The 16,600-nt window shown below is 70.2% G+C and carries 14 protein-coding genes and 1 pseudogene; 9 read left to right on the forward strand and 6 right to left on the reverse strand.

Features of this window, described 5'->3' with window-relative positions:
• Window positions 1–394: pseudogene (locus ACFYWS_RS19305) on the reverse strand (hypothetical protein); the annotation flags it as partial.
• Window positions 395–852: 458 nt separating this feature from the next.
• On the opposite strand from ACFYWS_RS19305, the gene ACFYWS_RS19310 reads away from it, so the two are divergent.
• Together ACFYWS_RS19310 and ACFYWS_RS19315 are read left to right on the forward strand one after the other, a co-directional pair.
• On the forward strand, window positions 853–2,361 hold the full coding sequence (locus ACFYWS_RS19310) for a Cys-Gln thioester bond-forming surface protein (protein WP_389277673.1): 1,509 nt from the start codon (window positions 853–855) through the stop codon (window positions 2,359–2,361).
• Between the two features lie 133 nt (window positions 2,362–2,494).
• Window positions 2,495–3,352 carry a cutinase family protein gene (locus ACFYWS_RS19315; RefSeq protein WP_389277676.1) on the forward strand — a complete coding sequence of 286 codons (858 nt, stop codon included), beginning with the start codon at window positions 2,495–2,497 and terminating at the stop codon, window positions 3,350–3,352.
• Window positions 3,353–3,462: 110 nt separating this feature from the next.
• Here the strand turns inward: ACFYWS_RS19315 and ACFYWS_RS19320 are convergent, their stop codons facing one another.
• Window positions 3,463–6,603, reverse strand: a complete 3,141-nt coding sequence (locus ACFYWS_RS19320) for a BTAD domain-containing putative transcriptional regulator (RefSeq protein WP_389277679.1) — start codon at window positions 6,601–6,603, stop codon at window positions 3,463–3,465.
• Window positions 6,604–6,841: 238 nt separating this feature from the next.
• Between ACFYWS_RS19320 and ACFYWS_RS19325 the strand changes: the two genes are divergently transcribed.
• The 3 genes from ACFYWS_RS19325 to ACFYWS_RS19335 all read left to right on the forward strand — a co-directional run bounded on the left by ACFYWS_RS19325 (window position 6,842) and on the right by ACFYWS_RS19335 (window position 8,922).
• On the forward strand, window positions 6,842–7,135 hold the full coding sequence (locus ACFYWS_RS19325; RefSeq protein ID WP_389277682.1) for a hypothetical protein: 294 nt from the start codon (window positions 6,842–6,844) through the stop codon (window positions 7,133–7,135).
• Between the two features lie 183 nt (window positions 7,136–7,318).
• A complete protein-coding gene (locus tag ACFYWS_RS19330) occupies window positions 7,319–7,675 on the forward strand; it encodes a hypothetical protein (RefSeq protein WP_389277685.1) in 357 nt (118 codons plus the stop codon).
• 641 nt (window positions 7,676–8,316) lie between these two features.
• Window positions 8,317–8,922, forward strand: a complete 606-nt coding sequence (locus ACFYWS_RS19335; protein ID WP_389277689.1) for a UTRA domain-containing protein — start codon at window positions 8,317–8,319, stop codon at window positions 8,920–8,922.
• Window positions 8,923–8,952: 30 nt separating this feature from the next.
• Here ACFYWS_RS19335 and ACFYWS_RS19340 read toward each other — a convergent pair whose 3' ends face one another.
• Complete coding sequence (locus ACFYWS_RS19340; RefSeq protein WP_267070417.1) at window positions 8,953–9,219, reverse strand: hypothetical protein; 267 nt, start codon at window positions 9,217–9,219, stop codon at window positions 8,953–8,955.
• Window positions 9,220–9,497: 278 nt separating this feature from the next.
• On the opposite strand from ACFYWS_RS19340, the gene ettA reads away from it, so the two are divergent.
• Genes ettA through ACFYWS_RS19355 form a run of 3 tightly spaced genes read left to right on the forward strand, consistent with a single transcriptional unit; the run spans window position 9,498 to window position 12,264 of the window.
• Entirely contained in the window at window positions 9,498–11,162 is a 1,665-nt protein-coding gene (ettA, locus tag ACFYWS_RS19345) for an energy-dependent translational throttle protein EttA (RefSeq protein ID WP_389277694.1), read from the forward strand.
• On the forward strand, window positions 11,162–11,584 hold the full coding sequence (locus ACFYWS_RS19350; RefSeq protein WP_389277697.1) for an acyl-CoA thioesterase: 423 nt from the start codon (window positions 11,162–11,164) through the stop codon (window positions 11,582–11,584). The genes ettA and ACFYWS_RS19350 overlap by 1 nt, the downstream gene beginning before the upstream one ends.
• On the forward strand, window positions 11,581–12,264 hold the full coding sequence (locus tag ACFYWS_RS19355) for a hypothetical protein (RefSeq protein ID WP_389277700.1): 684 nt from the start codon (window positions 11,581–11,583) through the stop codon (window positions 12,262–12,264). Before ACFYWS_RS19350 ends, ACFYWS_RS19355 begins: the two co-directional genes overlap by 4 nt.
• Window positions 12,265–12,410: 146 nt before the next feature.
• Here ACFYWS_RS19355 and ACFYWS_RS19360 read toward each other — a convergent pair whose 3' ends face one another.
• The gene (locus ACFYWS_RS19360) at window positions 12,411–12,815 is read right to left on the reverse strand and encodes a globin (protein WP_389277703.1); all 405 of its coding nucleotides are present in this window, start codon (window positions 12,813–12,815) and stop codon (window positions 12,411–12,413) included.
• A gap of 104 nt (window positions 12,816–12,919) precedes the next feature.
• Here ACFYWS_RS19360 and ACFYWS_RS19365 point away from each other — a divergent pair, with 104 nt between their 5' ends.
• The gene (locus ACFYWS_RS19365; protein ID WP_389277706.1) at window positions 12,920–13,891 is read left to right on the forward strand and encodes a methyltransferase domain-containing protein; all 972 of its coding nucleotides are present in this window, start codon (window positions 12,920–12,922) and stop codon (window positions 13,889–13,891) included.
• 34 nt (window positions 13,892–13,925) lie between these two features.
• Here the strand turns inward: ACFYWS_RS19365 and ACFYWS_RS19370 are convergent, their stop codons facing one another.
• Window positions 13,926–15,191: an FHA domain-containing protein gene (locus tag ACFYWS_RS19370; protein ID WP_389277709.1), complete on the reverse strand. Its 1,266-nt coding sequence runs from the start codon at window positions 15,189–15,191 to the stop codon at window positions 13,926–13,928.
• Window positions 15,192–15,249: 58 nt separating this feature from the next.
• Window positions 15,250–16,596 (reverse strand): hypothetical protein, encoded by a 1,347-nt coding sequence (locus tag ACFYWS_RS19375; protein ID WP_389277712.1) that lies wholly within the window; start codon window positions 16,594–16,596, stop codon window positions 15,250–15,252.
• Window positions 16,597–16,600: the final 4 nt, after the last annotated feature.

The following is a 16,600-nucleotide window of genomic DNA, read 5'->3' on the forward strand; positions in this document are numbered from 1 at the left end:
CGGACGTGTCGGAACTGGGCGGGGTGAAGTCGGGCGGGGCGAAGCCGAGCGCGGCGAAGCCGAGCGGGGTGAAGCCGGACGGGGCGAAGCCGGACGTGTCGGAACTGGGCGGGGTGAAGTCGGGCGGGGCGAAGCCGAGCGCGGCGAAGCCGAGCGGGGTGAAGCCGGACGGGGCGAAGCCGGACGGGGCGAACCAGGGCGCGGCGAAGCCGAACGGGGCGAAGCCGGACGCGTCGGGACTGGGAGGGGTGAAGTCGGGCGGGGCGAAGCCGAGCGGGGCGAAGCCGAACGGGGCGAAGCCGGACCCGGCGAACCCGGGCAGGGCGAAGTCGGACGGCGTGAAGTCAAACGCACCGAAACCGGACGGGCCGGGCGCGTGGCCTGAGGTCGGCACCGGTCGGGCGGCGGACCGGCAACCGGCCGAGGCGGAGCCCGACTTGGTGGAGCCGCAGCCGGTGGGGTGACCGTGGCCGAACCGCGGTCCATCGACCCCCGCGCGCTGGCGATTTGTCGATATGCCCAGCCAGGAAACGGTGTTGGCGATAACGATTGCGATTCGGATCGGTTGCCGGAAGGCGGCTCCAGGGATCGTTGAAGATCATTTCCCTAGGATGCCGAGCGTGACTCCTGGGCTCGTCGGGACCTCTGCGCATCAGGTGCAGCGACGGGTCGGGAGTGCAAGGGCCAGCCGAATCACTGTGGTTGGCGTTGATTCTGCCGGCGGGACACCACCCCCCATGTGACCACCCGTCCCGCCTGAAGGGGAATTACGTGTTTTCTGTGTGCTCACGGACCGCTCGGCGTGGACGAGGCGCAGCCCGTCTCACCGCGGCGGCCCTGATGTCGGGACTCATGGCGACAGGAGCGATATCCGGCGCGGGCGTCGCGCAGGCCGACGACGGGGCGACGGAGCAGAGAGGTGCGAGCGCCACTCTGGCCGGCCTGGAGACGTACGACACGGCCGTGATCCACGAGGCCGGGAAGGACGAGAAGGTGTCGGCGGGCCTGTTCCGGATGGCCGTTGACGACGGCGGGACGCTCCAGACGTACTGCGTCGACATCCACAACCCAACGCAGCCGGACGCCAAGTACCAGGAAACCTCCTGGGCCGGCACGTCGTTGCACGACAACGCGAACGCGGGGCGCATCCGCTGGATCCTGCAGAACTCGTATCCGCAGGTCAACGATCTCGCCGCGCTCGCCCGCAAGGCGCACGCGGGGAGCCTCACCGAGCAGGAGGCCGCGGCCGGCACCCAGGTCGCGATCTGGCGATACTCCGACGAGGCCGGCAAGGTCGATGTGGACGCGGCCAGCCCCGACGCGGAGAAGCTCGCCGACTATCTGCAGCGCAGCGCGCGTGACCTCGCGGAGCCGCAGGCCTCGCTGACGCTGACGCCGCAGGCCGTCTCCGCGCGGCCGGACGACGAGGCGTCCGCCGCTCGTACGGACGCGGAAGCCAGGGACGCGAAAGCCAGGGACGCGAAAGCCGGGAACGCGAAGGCCAGGGACGCGAAAGCCGGGAACGCGAAGGCCAGGGACAGGGTCGGCCCGGTCACGGTGCACACGAACGCCGACAGCGTCACGGTGATGCCGCCCGCGGAAGCGGCCGCGGGCGGGGTGAAGCTCGTCGACGAGAAGGGCGAGCCCGTCACCACCGCGAAGGACGGCAGCCGGCTCTACTTCGCCGTGCCCAAGGGGGCGAAGGCGGGTTCGGCGGAGCTGACCGTGCAGGCATCGACGACGGTTCCGGTCGGCCGGGCCTTCGCCTCCGACACCAGAAGCCAGACGCAGATCCTCGCGGGCTCCAGCGAGTCCACGGTCTCCGCGACCGCGACGGCGACCTGGGCGAGCGAGGGCGCCGTGCCCGCGTTGTCCGCGCGGGAGAACTGCGCGAAGGGCGGAGTCGACATCACGGCCGCCAACAGCGGGGACGCGCCGTACACGTTCACGCTCATGGGCACCCGGCACACGATCCCGGCCGGGCAGACGCGGACGGTGACGATACCGCTGCAGGAGGACCAGGCGTACGACTTCACCATCAAGGGGCCGCACGGCTTCGAGAAGCGGATACGGGGCGTGCTCGACTGCGCGACGACCTCGGCGGCGGGTTCCACGGCGGGCGGCGGTCTGAGAACCCAGGCGACGACGCAGCCGAGCCCCGCATCCGTCGGCGGCACGGGCTCCGACCCGGACACGGACCTGGCCGAGACGGGGAGTTCGAACGCGACGCCGATCATCGCGGGCATCGCGGTGCTGCTGGTCCTGGTCGGCGGGGCGTCGATCGTCCTGGGCCGCAAGAAGAAGTCGCCGGGCGCCGACGACAGCGCACACGAAGGCGGCAGCGGCAGCAGCGGCGCGTAACAACGGGAGCCGTGAGCCGGGGCGCCCCCTGCCACCTGCGCTGTCATCCACATGTCAGCGGGATGTGATCACCGGTCTCTAGCGTCAAGAGCGTTGGTTGACCGGTACGTCCACAACCCAAGGGGGATCGCGCATGTCGACATCGCGCATGTCGAAGAAGAGCAGGGCGGCGAAGGGCAGGGCGGCGAAGAGCGGGGCGACGGGGGCTGTTCGCGCCGTTGCCGTGGCGGCGGTGCTGACCGCCGGTAGCGCCGTCGCGTTCGCGCCGGCCGCGCACGCGGACGGCGCGGAGCACTACTACATCGAGATCGGCGGCACCGGTAAGACGGAGAACAAGGACGGCTGCCCCAACACCAACTCCTCCTACGACGCGGCGAACAACGCGTTCGGCCTCGGCGCCTCCGCGATCAAGGTCTGCTACCCGGCCTCCGCGGGCCCGGTCATCGGCGCCTCCGGCTCACTCATCGAGCCGTCCGGGAAGGTCAACCCGGACGCCCTCACCGCGCCGACCTACGACGCCAGCGTGCAACTGGGCATCGAGAGGGGGCTGAAGGCGGCGCAGGACACCCACAACGCGCACCCCGACGCCCAGCTCACGATCACCGGCTACTCCCAGGGCGCCCAGGCGGCGGACGTGGTGCTCCAGAAGATCGCGAAGGGCGACACCGGTATTCCGCGCTCGCAGGTCGACGGCATGCTCTACGCCGACCCGATGCAGCCCGACACCGGTTTCGGGGCCCGCGTCCCCAAGGGCCTCGGCATCCCCGGCGTGGCCACCGCGCCCGGCGCGGGGCCGGTGAACTTCGACGGGATTCCGGTCAAGCGGTTCTGCATCGTCGGCGACCCGGTGTGCGACTTGAGGGCCGTCACCAACGCGATCGGGTACTTCACCCTGCACGACAAGTACCCGCAGGTCGCCATCCCCAAGAGCCTCACCCAGACCGGCCAGAACGGCGTTCAGTGGCTGAACGCCAACGGGGACCCCGTGTAGGACTTCAAGGCTTCAGGGGCTGAAGGGCTCCTGAGGGAACGGGGGAACGGGGGAGCAGGGACGGGGGAGCAGGGGCGGGGGAGTGGAGACGGGGGAAGTGGTCCGGCCGGTTACCGGCCGGCCGGACCATCCTCGCCCCGCCCCTGTGGCTCGTCCCGCCCCTGTGCCTCGCCCCGCCCCGGTCTTCGCTCGCCGAGGTCGTCCAGTACGCGGGAGATCCGCGCCCGGTTGACGTCGGTGTCGGGGAGGGCGGTGCCGCGTTCGAAGAAGTCGCGGGATCCGGACAGGCCCTCGCCCACGGCCTCGTGCCAGAGCAGCCGGTGCCGTGCCGCGATCTCCGGGGCGGTGTCGGTCGCCTCGTCCAGGACGGTGCGCGCCCGGCGCCGGAGATCGGCGGCCGCCTCCGGGTTGCCCAGGTCCGCCTCGGCCGTGGACAGCCTGTCCAGCGCGGCGGCGTACAGGGGAACGTCCCCGAGACGCCGGGCCAGGCTCTCGGCCTTCCCGAGGGTGCCGACGGCCTCCGTGGGCCGCCCGAGGTCGAGTTGGAGCGCGCCGAGACGGAGCAGGGTCTTGCCGAGGAGCCGGGGACTGCCCGCCTTCTCGGCCAGGGCGATCGCCTTCAGATACCGGTCGTACGCCTTGTCGTGCTCGCCGAGCTGATGGTGCATGTCGCCGGCCCGCGTCATGATCGAGCCCGTGAGCCAGTCATCGTGCGTCAACTCGCCCGCCAGCCGCAGGACTTCGGCGAAGTGCTCCATGGACTCGGCGATCCGGCCCTCCAGATTGGCGAAGGTCCCGAGGCCGGCCGAGGCGCGGGCCTGCTCATGGCGGTCGTCGGCGCGGCGGCTGATGTCCAGCGCTTCGGTGAACCAGGCGCGGGCCTCTCCGTACCGGCCCTGAACCCCGTACAGGATGCCGAAGCCGATACGCAGCGCGGAGTCCATGCGCCGGTCGGTGGCCTGGTCGAGCAGCGGGAGGAGCATCTCCAGCGCCGTGCGGCACTCGTGGAACCGGCCCTGTCTGGTGAGGTAGTCGACCAGGCCCTCGGCGATCCAGCAGGCCTCGTTTATCCGGCCGAAGGACACGGCCTGACCGACCACGTCGACCAGTTCGCCGCCCGCCTCGTCCAGCCAGGCCGTGGCCTCCTCCCAGCCGCTGAAGGGGCCGGTGCCCTGCGGTCCTGTCGGGGTGGACGACGTTCCCCAGTCGCTGGCGCAGCGGGCGGCGGCGACGTACAGCCGGAGGACTCTCTCGCGTGCTGCCGAGGCCTCGTCGGGCGACGCGGCGGCGACGCGCCGGGCGTAGACGGCCACTAGGTCGTGCAGGCGATAGCGGTCGACGGTCACCCGCTGCGCCAGACTCGCGTCGGCCAGGTTCTCCAGAGCGCGCTCGGCGTCGGGCGGCGTCCGGTCGAGCAGGGCGGCCAGCGTCAGCCGGTCGAGACGCACGGTGGGCGAAAGGCCCAGGACGCGGAAGGCGCGCTGCTCGGCGGCCGGAAGCTGGCCGTAGGAGACTCCGAACGCGGCTTCTACGCTGCGGTCCTCCACCGCGAGTTCGTCGAGGCGGCGCTCGTCGTCGGTCAACCGGGCCGCCAGGGCCTCCACCGCCCAGGGCGGGCGGTCCTGGATCCGCGCGCCGACGATCCGCAACGCCAACGGAAGCCGCCCGCACAAGGTGGCCAGCTCGCGCACGGCGGCCCGCTCACGACCGAAGCCACCGCCGCCCTCCCCGTCCTTCTCACCCTCCCTCTCCTCCCCCTCCTTCCCGTCCTTCTCTTCCTCCTCCGCCCCTTCCCCGCGGCCGACGATGCGGGTCAGCAGTTCGGCCGCCTCGTCGATACCGAGTGGGGTCAGCGAGACCCTGCGGTCCACGTCGAGGCCAGTGAGCCGTCGACGGCTCGTCACCATCACCAGCGTGCCGGGGCCCGCGGGCAGCAGGGGGCGCACCTGTTCGGCGCGGGCGGCGTCGTCGAGTACGAGGAGCAGCCGGAGGGAAGCGGTGGCCGTCCGCCATGACGCGGCCAGCTCGTCCAGGTCCTCGGAGTCCTGCCCCTCGCCGGCCCCCACCGCCCGCAAGAGCCGACGCAGAACGTGTTGCCGCCCCACCGTCCCGCGGTCCTCGCGGTGCCCGTGCAGCTCCACGAACAGGCAGCCGTCGGGGTACCGGTGGCGCAGGGCCCGTGCCGCGCGCACGACCAGGGCGGTCTTCCCGACGCCTGCCATGCCGTCGACCGCCCGGACGGTGACCTCCTGGGCGTCGGCGGGCGCGACGAGCAACTGATGCTGGCGCTCCCGGCCGGTGAAGTTGCTTGTGTCGACGGGCAGTTCGTATCGGGCGCGGTACTTGCGGGGCGAGTCGTCGGGGCGCGGCTGCGGCACGGTCGGCGGTCTCGACGCCGACCGTTCCCGTACTGCTGCCACTGCTGTCCCTGCTGCCATTGATGTCATTGCTACCGCGGCCACGTCGCCACGGAGTACCGCCGCGTGCACCCGTCGAAGTTCGGCGCCGGGCTCCACGCCTTGCTCGTCGACCAGGCGGCGGCGCACGGTCGCGTAGACATCCAGCGCGTCGGCCTGCCGGTTGGCGGCGTGCAGGGCCCGCATGAGCAGGGTGGCCAGCGCTTCGTTGTACGGATGGGCCGTGGTCAGCGAGAACAGTTCGGCCAGGGCCTCGGCGTGCCGCCCGGAACGGAGCTGACAGTCGACCTTCTCCTGCACGGCCAGGAGCCGCTGCTCCGCGAGCCGCAGCCGCTCGCCCTCCGCGAAGGGCCCGGGTATCCCGGCCAATGGCTCACCGCGGAACAGTTCCAACGCGCGGGACCACGCGTCCACCGCGCCGTCCGGGTCCCCGGAGTTCTTCGCGGCGTGCCCCTCGGCGACGGACTCCTCCCACCGCGCCACATCCACACACGCGCTGCCGGGAGCGAAGCGGTATCCGCCGCGTACGGTCTCGATCACGGAGCGTGTCTCTGCGTGTACGTCCAGGCGCCTGCGTAACCGATGCACGTACACGGGAATCACCCTGGTCCCCGTCCCGGGCGGCTCCGTCCCCCACACCCCGTCGAGCAACTGCTGCCGGCTGACCGTCCTCCCGGGCCGCGACAGCAGCGCGACCAGGAGCGCTTGCTCCCGCACCGGCCCGAGCTCCAGGCCGTCGTCGCCGCGCCAGGCCTGGGGCGGCCCGAGCAGAGCGAAGTGAAGGCGCGGGTTCTGCGGGTTCACTTCCGTGGACAACTCGCTCGGAATCGGCACGCGGCGAGACTACCCACGCCTTGATCGCCCCTATCCCGTTCCTCCACCGACCCCCACAAGACCTGCACGCCGCCGTCGCGACGCACAGTGACCGATTTGCTACCAGGGCGTGGAGAGAAAGCGCAGTTCAGGGAGAGTCGGCGTCAGGCGGCTTGGGCCGGGCCTGGGCCGCATCCGTGCTCGAGGTCAGGGCTGGCACCTAGCCGCCAGCAGCGTCGTCTCATACAGTGCCGAAGGTATGACGGCACTTTCATCCTTCACCTTCGTGCGCCACACAGACGGGCTTCGCTACCACTTCGAACGCGACGGCGAGCGCAACGGCCGCCCTGCCTACCGCCGAACCGACGGGAACGTGCGGTGCGTCTGGTCGCCGATCGACGGCTGGCGCTGCGAGATTGCTGACGGCCTCGTCACCGCACATCCCCTCACTAGTCACGCTGACGAACCCGAACCCCCGGCCACCGTCTGGCGCAGCTTCAAAGGCGACCGCACCTACCTCTACGACCTCCGGATCCTCGACCCCGAAGCGTGATCCGCCGGACAGTGCCTAGGCCGATCCCCCGCAGACCAGGGGGCCAATACCCCCCAAGACCACCCGAGCTTCCCAAGCTGAGGGCTCGCATTCCCACTGAATGGGAGCGTCAGCCGGTCACCGGCAAAGCCCTTCTACATCGGTGCTGATTGCTTATTCCCTGGGCCCTGTGCAGGACCGATCATGGGGTTCATGGTGTCAAGCATTGTCGTTCAGTACACCGATCTCCTGCGGACCAGCGACTACGACCTGTGGAGCCGGTTGCGGGTGCTCCTGAAGGACCAGGGACTCGATCCGGACCGGACGATCGTCGTCGACCTCTTGCAGGAGGGTCCCGATCACGAGGACGGTCAAGTCATCTCCGCAGACCACAGGGTCTACAGATTCACCCTCTTCTATGACCAAGCAGCAGAACACGGCGCGCGCAGCGCCTACATTAAAGGCTGGACCGACATTACCGATTCTTGGCAGATCGGGTCGCTGGCTACCCGAACAGCAGACGCCTTCGCCTGGATGTCATCGCCCACCGAGTCGAGTTGACCGATGGCGCAAGGGTGGTCAGCTGCTGGCCCGGCTGAGTGTCTAAGACGTCGCGGCAGGCCACGAGGGGGACTGATCGCGTTCAGGGCGAGGAGGTCGCAGTGTCTCCGCCTGCGGTGATTATTCGGCCGACCGTCGCACGCCCGTACAAGCAACCAGAGATTCGCCGTCCGAGGCGAGGAGGAGCATGAAAGTCCACGACCTATCGGCGGCGGTGACCTGCGCGAGACCCACCGGCCGGTCATGCTGGCGAAGGAGTTGCACCGCTCGTTCCAGGCCCAGAGTTTCAGTTCCCTGTCGCCGCGTATGCCGGAGGCGGCGGGCATAGGTGTGGGCCAATGACTCGGATGACGAAGCCCCGTTCCACGCAACGTAGGTAGCGCCGTTACGGAGGGCCGTCAGAGCGGCCACAGACGCTTCGTCGTCACCGGCCAGCAGCCGCATCAAGGTATCCCGTCCCATAGCCCCTCCGGTCGGGATCCTGCTGCACAGCAGTGATGCACTGCAACCGCACCAACCGTTCTTGCCCGTTGAGTACCCCTGGGCTGTGGAGCGACCGGGATGCCCCTCGATGGCCGTGAGTCGACGCCCCGCTGGCCACCGATCCTTGGCCTGCCGTACTCGGCAGCGGAGGAGCCCACATGGATTGTGGACTCCTCTTGGGCAGGCTGGCTGGTGCCGGGCCCGGGACGTACGTCGCCGAACCTCGTCAGCGTGTTCGCGTTGTGCGGTCATCGGCGCGCGAGCGGCCCGACGGGTCTCCGTTCCGTGCGGACATGCGGGCCGTCGGTAAGCAGGGGGACTGGGAGAGTTGCACCGAGGCCAAGGTGTCGGCGCCCGCCGAGATTTCCGGGCGGCTGGGCGTCGCCGAGGGCGATCTGTGCGTTCGGACCGACTACGAGTTCCTCGCCGATGGCAGGCCCGTGCAGCTGTCGACGAGCTGGGAGCCGTACGACCTCACCGGTGGCACGCTCGTCATCCTCCCGGAAGGCGGGCCGCATGCCGGTGCGGGCGTCGTGAACCGTATGGCCGCGATCGGGGTCGTCGTCAGTCACGCCGTGGAGCAGCCCGAGCCGCGACAGGCCACTGCCGACGAGGCGTCTCTGTTGGGTATCCAGAAGAGCGCGCTCGTGACACACATCCGGCGGACGTACTACAGCGACCAGGGGCGGCCCGTGGAGACGGCCGACATCGTCGTGCCCGCTGCCCTCTGCGAGATCGTCTACGAGATCCCCATCAACCGGTAGGGCTGCGGGTGGGCCGAACGGCCGAGCGCGTCAGACCTGTGGATGCGTCGAGGTCCACCAGGCGGTGAGGCGGGCGGCCACGTCATCCGCATCGTGGGGTGCGGGTAGGCCGAAGTGGTCTGTGAGCTCGTGGTGGAGGAAATCCCTCAGCTCTGCCCGGTCAGCTCCGCGCTTCAGGCGGGTCAGGATCGGCGTCAGCATGCAGTCGTACTCGTCCTGGACGAGCTCGGCCACGCCGATCGGGTCCCATTCGTTGAGCAGATCTCGGAGGTCGTCCCGTACGTCCGGTGGTGCCATGGCGCCAGGATGGCATGCCGCCAAGTGATCATCCGGTGACGGTTTCTGGGCCGTCCCTGGGCCGTGCGAGGCCGCCCGACGGCGACAATCGGCGACCGACAGTGACAGCTCGCTACGACGGGGCTCGCAGAACCCCCAGCTCAGGCCCACCCACCGATACCCGTTTCCGCCCAGCGGTGGCCGTACGGCAAGATGGGGTGTATCTGCCCTCACGCGGTGGAGCCGCAGCACGCGGGCCCCTTACTGCGATACACACTTCGACTGCCGGACGGTTTCTCTTGGCTGAGTTCATCTACACCATGCGCAAGGCGCGCAAGGCGCACGGCGACAAGGTGATCCTCGACGACGTCACCCTGAGCATGTACCCCGGGGCGAAGATCGGCGTCGTCGGTCCGAACGGTGCCGGTAAGTCGACCGTGCTGAAGATCATGGCGGGGCTCGAGCAGCCGTCGAACGGTGACGCGTTCATCTCGCCCGGCTACAGCGTCAACATCCTCATGCAGGAGCCGAAGCTCGACGAGTCCAAGACCGTTCTGGAGAACGTGCAGGACGGCGCCGCCGAGGTCATGGGCAAGCTCAAGCGCTTCAACGAGGTGGCCGAGCTCATGGCCACCGATTACAGCGACGCGCTGATGGAGGAGATGGGCAAGCTCCAGGAGGACCTCGACCACGCCGACGCGTGGGACCTCGACGGTCAGCTGGAGCAGGCCATGGACGCCCTGGGCTGCCCGCCCGGCGACTGGCCCGTCAACAACCTCTCCGGTGGTGAGAAGCGCCGCGTCGCGCTCTGCAAGCTGCTCATCGAGGCGCCCGACCTGCTGCTCCTCGACGAGCCCACCAACCACCTCGACGCCGAGTCCGTGAACTGGCTGGAGCAGCACCTCGCCCAGTACAAGGGCACCGTCGTGGCCATTACTCACGACCGGTACTTCCTGGACAACGTCGCCGAGTGGATCCTCGAGCTCGACCGCGGCCGCGCGATTCCGTACGAGGGCAACTACTCCACGTACCTGCAGAAGAAGTCCGAGCGCCTCAAGGTCGAGGGCAAGAAGGACGAGAAGCGGCAGAAGCGGCTCAAGGAAGAGCTGGAGTGGGTGCGGTCCAACGCCAAGGGGCGGCAGACCAAGTCCAAGTCGCGTCTCGCTCGCTACGAGGAGATGGCCGCCGAGGCCGACAAGATGCGGAAGCTGGACTTCGAGGAGATCCAGATCCCGCCGGGCCCGCGTCTGGGCAATGTCGTCGTCGAGGTCGAGAACCTCGGCAAGGCGTTCGGCGACAAGGTGCTCATCGACGATCTGAGCTTCACGCTGCCGCGCAACGGCATCGTCGGTGTCATCGGTCCGAACGGTGCCGGTAAGACCACCCTGTTCAAGATGCTTCAGGGCTTCGAGGAGCCGGACTCCGGTTCCATCAAGGTCGGCGACACCGTCAAGATCAGCTACGTCGACCAGAACCGCGCCAACATCGACCCGAAGAAGACCCTTTGGGCCGTGGTGAGCGACGAGCTCGACTACATCAACGTCGGTCAGGTCGAGATGCCGTCGCGTGCGTACGTGTCGGCGTTCGGGTTCAAGGGGCCTGACCAGCAGAAGCCGGCCGGTGTGCTCTCCGGTGGTGAGCGCAACCGGCTGAACCTCGCGCTCACCCTCAAGCAGGGCGGCAACCTGCTGCTCCTTGACGAGCCGACGAACGACCTGGACGTTGAGACCCTGAGCTCGCTGGAGAACGCGCTTCTTGAGTTCCCGGGCTGCGCTGTGGTCGTGTCTCACGACCGGTGGTTCCTGGACCGAGTGGCCACGCACATCCTCGCTTACGAGGGTGAGTCCAAGTGGTTCTGGTTCGAGGGCAACTTCGAGTCCTACGAGAAGAACAAGATCGAGCGGCTCGGTGCCGACGCGACCCGTCCGCACCGCGCCACCTACAAGAAGCTGACCCGCGGCTGATGGCTCGCCACGTATACGCCTGCCCCCTGCGCTGGGCGGACATGGACGCGTACGGGCACGTCAACAATGTCGTGTTCCTCCGGTACTTGGAGGAGGCCCGTATCGACTTCCTGTTCCGGCCGGACAAGGACTTCCAGCAGGGGTCCGTCGTGGCGCGCCATGAGATCGACTACAAGCGGCAGTTGGTGCACCGGCACCGGCCCGTGGACATCGAGCTGTGGGTGAGCGAGATAAAGGCGGCTTCGTTCACGCTCGCGTATGAGGTGAAGGACGAGGACGTCGTGTACGTGCGCGCCTCGACGGTCGTCGTGCCGTTCGACTTCGAGGCGCAGCGGCCGCGGCGGATCACCGCCGAGGAGCGGGAGTTCCTGGGCGAGTACCGGGACGACGACGCGGACCGTGCGGAGGCGCTCGTCGCATGAGCGCGCCCGTGCTGTTCCTGGCCGACCAGGGGGAGGCGGCGGATCTCGCCGCCTTCCTCGGCCGGCTGCTGCACTACGACAAGGCGGCCGCCGTACGGCTGCGGGCGCAGGCCGGTGGCCAGGCGCTCGCGGTGTTCGGGCGGCCGCCCTCGTTCGAGGTGCTGGCCGTGCGTACGGCGCGGCTGCTCAAGCCGTACGAGCACGGGGTCGAGGACACCCTCGATGTGACCGTGTCCGCGGGGGAGTTGCTCGACTCCTTCGACGAGGGGACCGTCACCGCCACGGTCCCCGCCGCCGTCACAGGGCCGCCCTGGGCCGGGGTGCTGCCGCCGCTCGGCGGGTGGGAGCGGGTGGCCGACTTCCCGGACGCCGACGCGCTGCGTGGACTCGTGAAGGCGGCCGTGGCCGAATTCCGGGCACGCGTCGAGGAGTTGGCGCCCGAGGCGCGCACCCGCGGTGAGCTCGACCGGATCGGCGGCGAGGTCTGGTCGCGGGAGATCGGTTCGAGTGGGGCGCCGGTGCGGATCGTGCACGCGGCGGCCTCCCTCGGTTTCCTGCGGGGGGCCGAGGCGGATCTGTTGGTGGCGGGGGCGTGGGTGCGGTTGCGTACCGCGTACGGGTCCGTGGCTGTGCGGAGGGCGTCCGCCACGTTGGGTGGGCTCTCCGTCAGCCCCTTGTGAGCGGGGGCCGAGGCGGGGTTGACGGCTCGGGGCTCTGCCCCGGACCCCGCGCCTCAATCGCTGGCGGGGCTTGAAAGATCGGGGCTCTGCCCCGGACCCCGCTGCTCAATCGCCGCAGGGGCTTAATAGGGGCTTAATAAGCTGCGTCAGCCCTCCGTGTTCACCATGGAAGCCGCCGCGTACGTCAGGTAGTTCCACAGCGTGCGCTCGTGTTCCTCGGAGAGGGCGAGCTCCTCCACCGCCACCTGCATGTGCTTCAGCCACGCGTCGTGCGCAGCGCGGTCCACCTGGTACGGGGCGTGCCGCATCCGCAGGCGCGGGTGGCCGCGGTTGTCGCTGTACGTGCGGGGGCCGCCCCAGTACTGGATGAGGAACAGCGCGAGGCGCTCCTCGGCCGGGCCCAGGTCCTCCTCCGGGTACATGGGGCGCAGCAGCGGGTCCTGTGCGACGCCCTCATAGAAGCGGTGCACGAGGCGGCGGAACGTCTCCTCGCCACCCACCTGCTCGTAGAACGTCTGCTCCTGAAGCGTGTCGCGCGGGATCTCAGTCACCCCTCCATGGTCTCAGACGCACCGGCCGGGGACCGGAGTCCTAGGACCCCCACGGTCGCGGAGCGGGGGTCGCCGTTTCCCGGTTGGCGCAGGACAGTGGACATATGGGCGCAGAGCACACCCGAGACCTTGAGCAGCTCGCCGTACGGGCGCGGGCCGGGCTCGTGCGCGAGATCGATCACAGTGGTGCCTGGGACGCCGACCCGGTCTGGCGGGAGGCGTTCGCACAGGTGCCGCGCCACCTCTTCGTGCCGTACTACTTCGTCGGTGTGCCCGGAGGCCACGAGCGGCTGTGGGGCGAACACCCCGACCCCGAGCGGCGCGAGCGCTGGCTGCGCGGTGCCTACGCCGACGAGCCGCTGGCCACCCGGCTGCGCGACGGTGAGCTGGTCTCGTCCAGCAGCCAGCCGTCCCTGATGGCGCGGATGCTCGCGGAGCTGCGGGTACGGGACGGGGACCGGGTCCTGGAGATCGGCGCGGGTACCGGATACAACGCGGCGCTGCTGGCGCACCGGGTCGGTGCGGGGAACGTCACGTCCGTCGACCTCGATCCGGAGATCGCCGAGTCCGCCCGGACCCATCTGGCGGCCGCCGGTTACCGGCCGACCGTCGTCGCGGGCGACGGGGCGCGCGGCTGTCCTGAGCGGGCGCCGTACGACCGGGTCATGGCGACGTGTGCGCTGCGTTCGGTGCCGGTGGGGTGGCTCGGCCAGTGCGCGGCCGGCGCGCGGATCATCGCGCCGCTGTCGACCGGGCTCGTGGCCCTCGATGTGCGGGACGGCGCGGAGGGACGGTACGCGGAAGGGCGGTTCCTGCACACCTCCGCGTACTTCATGGCGCTGCGTGGTGGCGCGGACCGGGTACCGGAGCCGCAGCCCGTGCTGCGCGACGAGTTGTTCCGGTTCCTGCTGACGCTGACGTCGGGCCGCATCGACCCGCAGGAGGCGCTCACGCTGTGGGAGCGGGAGGGGCGGCCCGAGCGCGAGCGGTTCGGGGTGACCGTGCGGGGCGGGCGCCAGTGGGGCTGGCTGGATGATCCGGACGGGCCCCACACATGGGAGTTGCCGGGCACCTAGGCGGTACCCGGCAACGTCCTGCGACCGCGTGTGCTCAGCCGCGTCGGATCGTGATCGTCGTCCACGCTCCGACGTGCACCCGGTCACCGTCCTGAAGCGGCACGGGGACGAACGGCTGGATCGGCTCGTCGCCGTTGTTGACGGTCGTGCCGTTCGTCGAGTTCTGGTCGACGACCGCCCACGTGCCGTCCGGCTGCTGCACGAGCACCGCGTGCTGGTGCGAGACGCCCGGGTCCTCCGGCGGCACCGACAGGTCGATGTCGGGGGACTCCCCGGTGGAGTGCCGGCGGCGGCCGATCGACAGCTGGTTCCCGGTGAGCGGACGCTGCTGCTCCGGCGAGTACGCGGGCAGGTTGAGTCCCGAGGCCTCGGGGCCGCTGCGCTGCATCATCGCCATGAAGTAGTCGCGGTCGGGACCGATCGTCACCGACCACGTCAGCGGGGCGTGCTGCTGGTACGGCGGCGGGGTCGTGGAAGGGCCCGCGGGCGCCGAGGGGTCCGACGACGGAGGCGGCAGCATCCAGTCGTCGCCGTTCGTGCCACCGGGACCGCCGTGACCGCCGAACGACGGGTTGGGCGGCGGAGGCGGCGGGCCCTGCGGGTCGTGGGGCTGCTGCGGGAAGCCGGGCGGCGGGGGCTGCATGGGCCCCGGCTGCACGGGCTGCGCCGGTCCCGGCGGCGGACCCGGCTGCGCGGGCGGAGCCGGGGCGGGGGCCGGAGCCTGCTGCTGGAAGCCCTGCGGGGCGCCGCCACCGGTCTCGTACGGGCCGGGGTCGCCGAAGGACGGCGGGGGAGGCGGCGGGGCCTGGCCCGACGGGTCGGTCCCGAACGGGGACGGCGGGATCGGCTCCGCGGGCCGGTTCATCTGCGAGGGCCGCGAGCCCTGGTACTCGTACGAGTCGGGTCCTGGCGGCGGCTGCTGCTGGAAGTGCAGCGCCGGGTTCGGGCCCTGCGGCTCATGGGGCTGCGGGAAGCCGGGCGCACCGGGGCCGCCCTGGCCGCCCGACGTGGGCAGCGGCGGGTTCGGGGCCGCGGGCGTGTACGACGTCGCCGTGTTCGTGAGGAAGTTCCAGCGGCACTCCTCGCAGAACGGCGCGCCGCCCTCACGCGGCGTGCGGCACTGCGGGCACAGCTCGGGCGCGGCGGCCCCGCCCTGCGGCGCGGCCGGCTGCGGGTAGCCGTAACCGGCCGCCGGGGGCGGCGGCGGAGGCGGCGGGGGCACGGCACCGGCCATGCGGTGACCGCAGACCTCGCACCAGTCTTCGGAACCCGACTGGTGTCCGTTCGGGCAGGTCGGCATGTCGGCGCTTCCCCCTCTCCTTCATGTGCAAGCAGGGCTTGCCGTAGTGCGTGGGTGGTTATTTTTTGACGCGAACCGTCTTGGTCGACCGGGTTTCGAGAGTCATCTCGTCGGCCTCCGCGACCTTCGCTTTCAATCGAACAGTACCTTCCGCGGCGTCCACCACGTCCACCACCTTGGAAAGCAGCTTGGCCGTATCCGCGTTCCCCGAGAGGGCGGCGAGCTGCACCGCACGGCCCAGCTTCGCGGTCGCCCCGTCCGCATCGCCCGATTTTCGGGCGTCGAGTCCCTGCTGGATGACTTGTGCCAGTTCGGCCTGCCCTGTGTAGTGGGCGACCTGCGGATTGATCGACGTAGAGGCTGTCATGTCGTCCGTCCACACCGCACGTACGAGCCCTTGCGAGAGGGTCTGCGCCGAGCCGTCCGGCTGCGGGATCACCAGGGAGACACGGGCGGCGAGCATCTCCTGGCCGAGATCGGCGTCCGGGACCCGCACGCACACGTGGTAGTCGCGGGACTCGTCGCCCCAGGAGCCGGTGGGATAGTCGCCGGCCCGCGGGCCCACCTCGGTGCGACGATCCGTCAACTCCTCGACGGTGGGCGCGACTTGCTTCACGAACGTGACCTCGGAGCCGAGCGGGGTCCACAGACGCAGGGCGACGTCCGCGATCTCCTTGCCCATCGCCGTCTCCATCATCTGCGTGAAGTCCTCGGCGAGATGGGCCGGGTCGGCAACGATGTCGGCGGTGCCGAGGAGCGCGGAGGCGATGCCCGTGATCTCTTTCACCTCCCAGTCCGTGCCGACGCCGCGGGCATCACACGTGAAACGGCCCGCGCACGCGTCCAGCGCGGCGCGCAGATCCTCCGGCGACTCGTGCTCGTTGCGCCCGTCGGTGAGCAGGATGCCGTGCCTGATCGACACGTCCGCCGAGGCCAGGAGCCGGTCGGCCAGCTTCAGCCAGGTGCCGATCGCGGTGCCACCGCCCGCGGAGAGCTTGCGCAGCGCCTGCTTGGCCTGCCCGCGGGTGGTCCGGTCCGCGACGGCGAGCCGGCCCGCGCCCGGGTAGATCTCCTTGGCCACATGAGTGCCGGCGATCACCGCGAAGTGCACGCCGTCGCGCAGTGCGTCGATCGCGGCGGCCGAGGCCTCGCGTCCACCGCGCATCTTGGTGGGCGGATAGTCCATCGAGCCGGAGCAGTCCACCATCAGTGCGACCGCGGCGTCCGTGCCCTCGCCCGGGACGCTGTACAGGTGGGGAGCGCTGACCGCGCCGCCCACCGTGCCGCCCCCGGTCGAGGTAACCGTGACGATCGCGTTGACGTCGCGGCCGCCCTCCGGCAGATACTCGTTCTGGTAGACCTCTACGGCGAACTGCGGCCGCCCTGATTTCGAGAAATTTGCCATGGTG

It is taken from the genome of Streptomyces sp. NPDC002795 (assembly GCF_042888725.1).
In the GTDB taxonomy this organism is placed as follows: domain Bacteria; phylum Actinomycetota; class Actinomycetes; order Streptomycetales; family Streptomycetaceae; genus Streptomyces.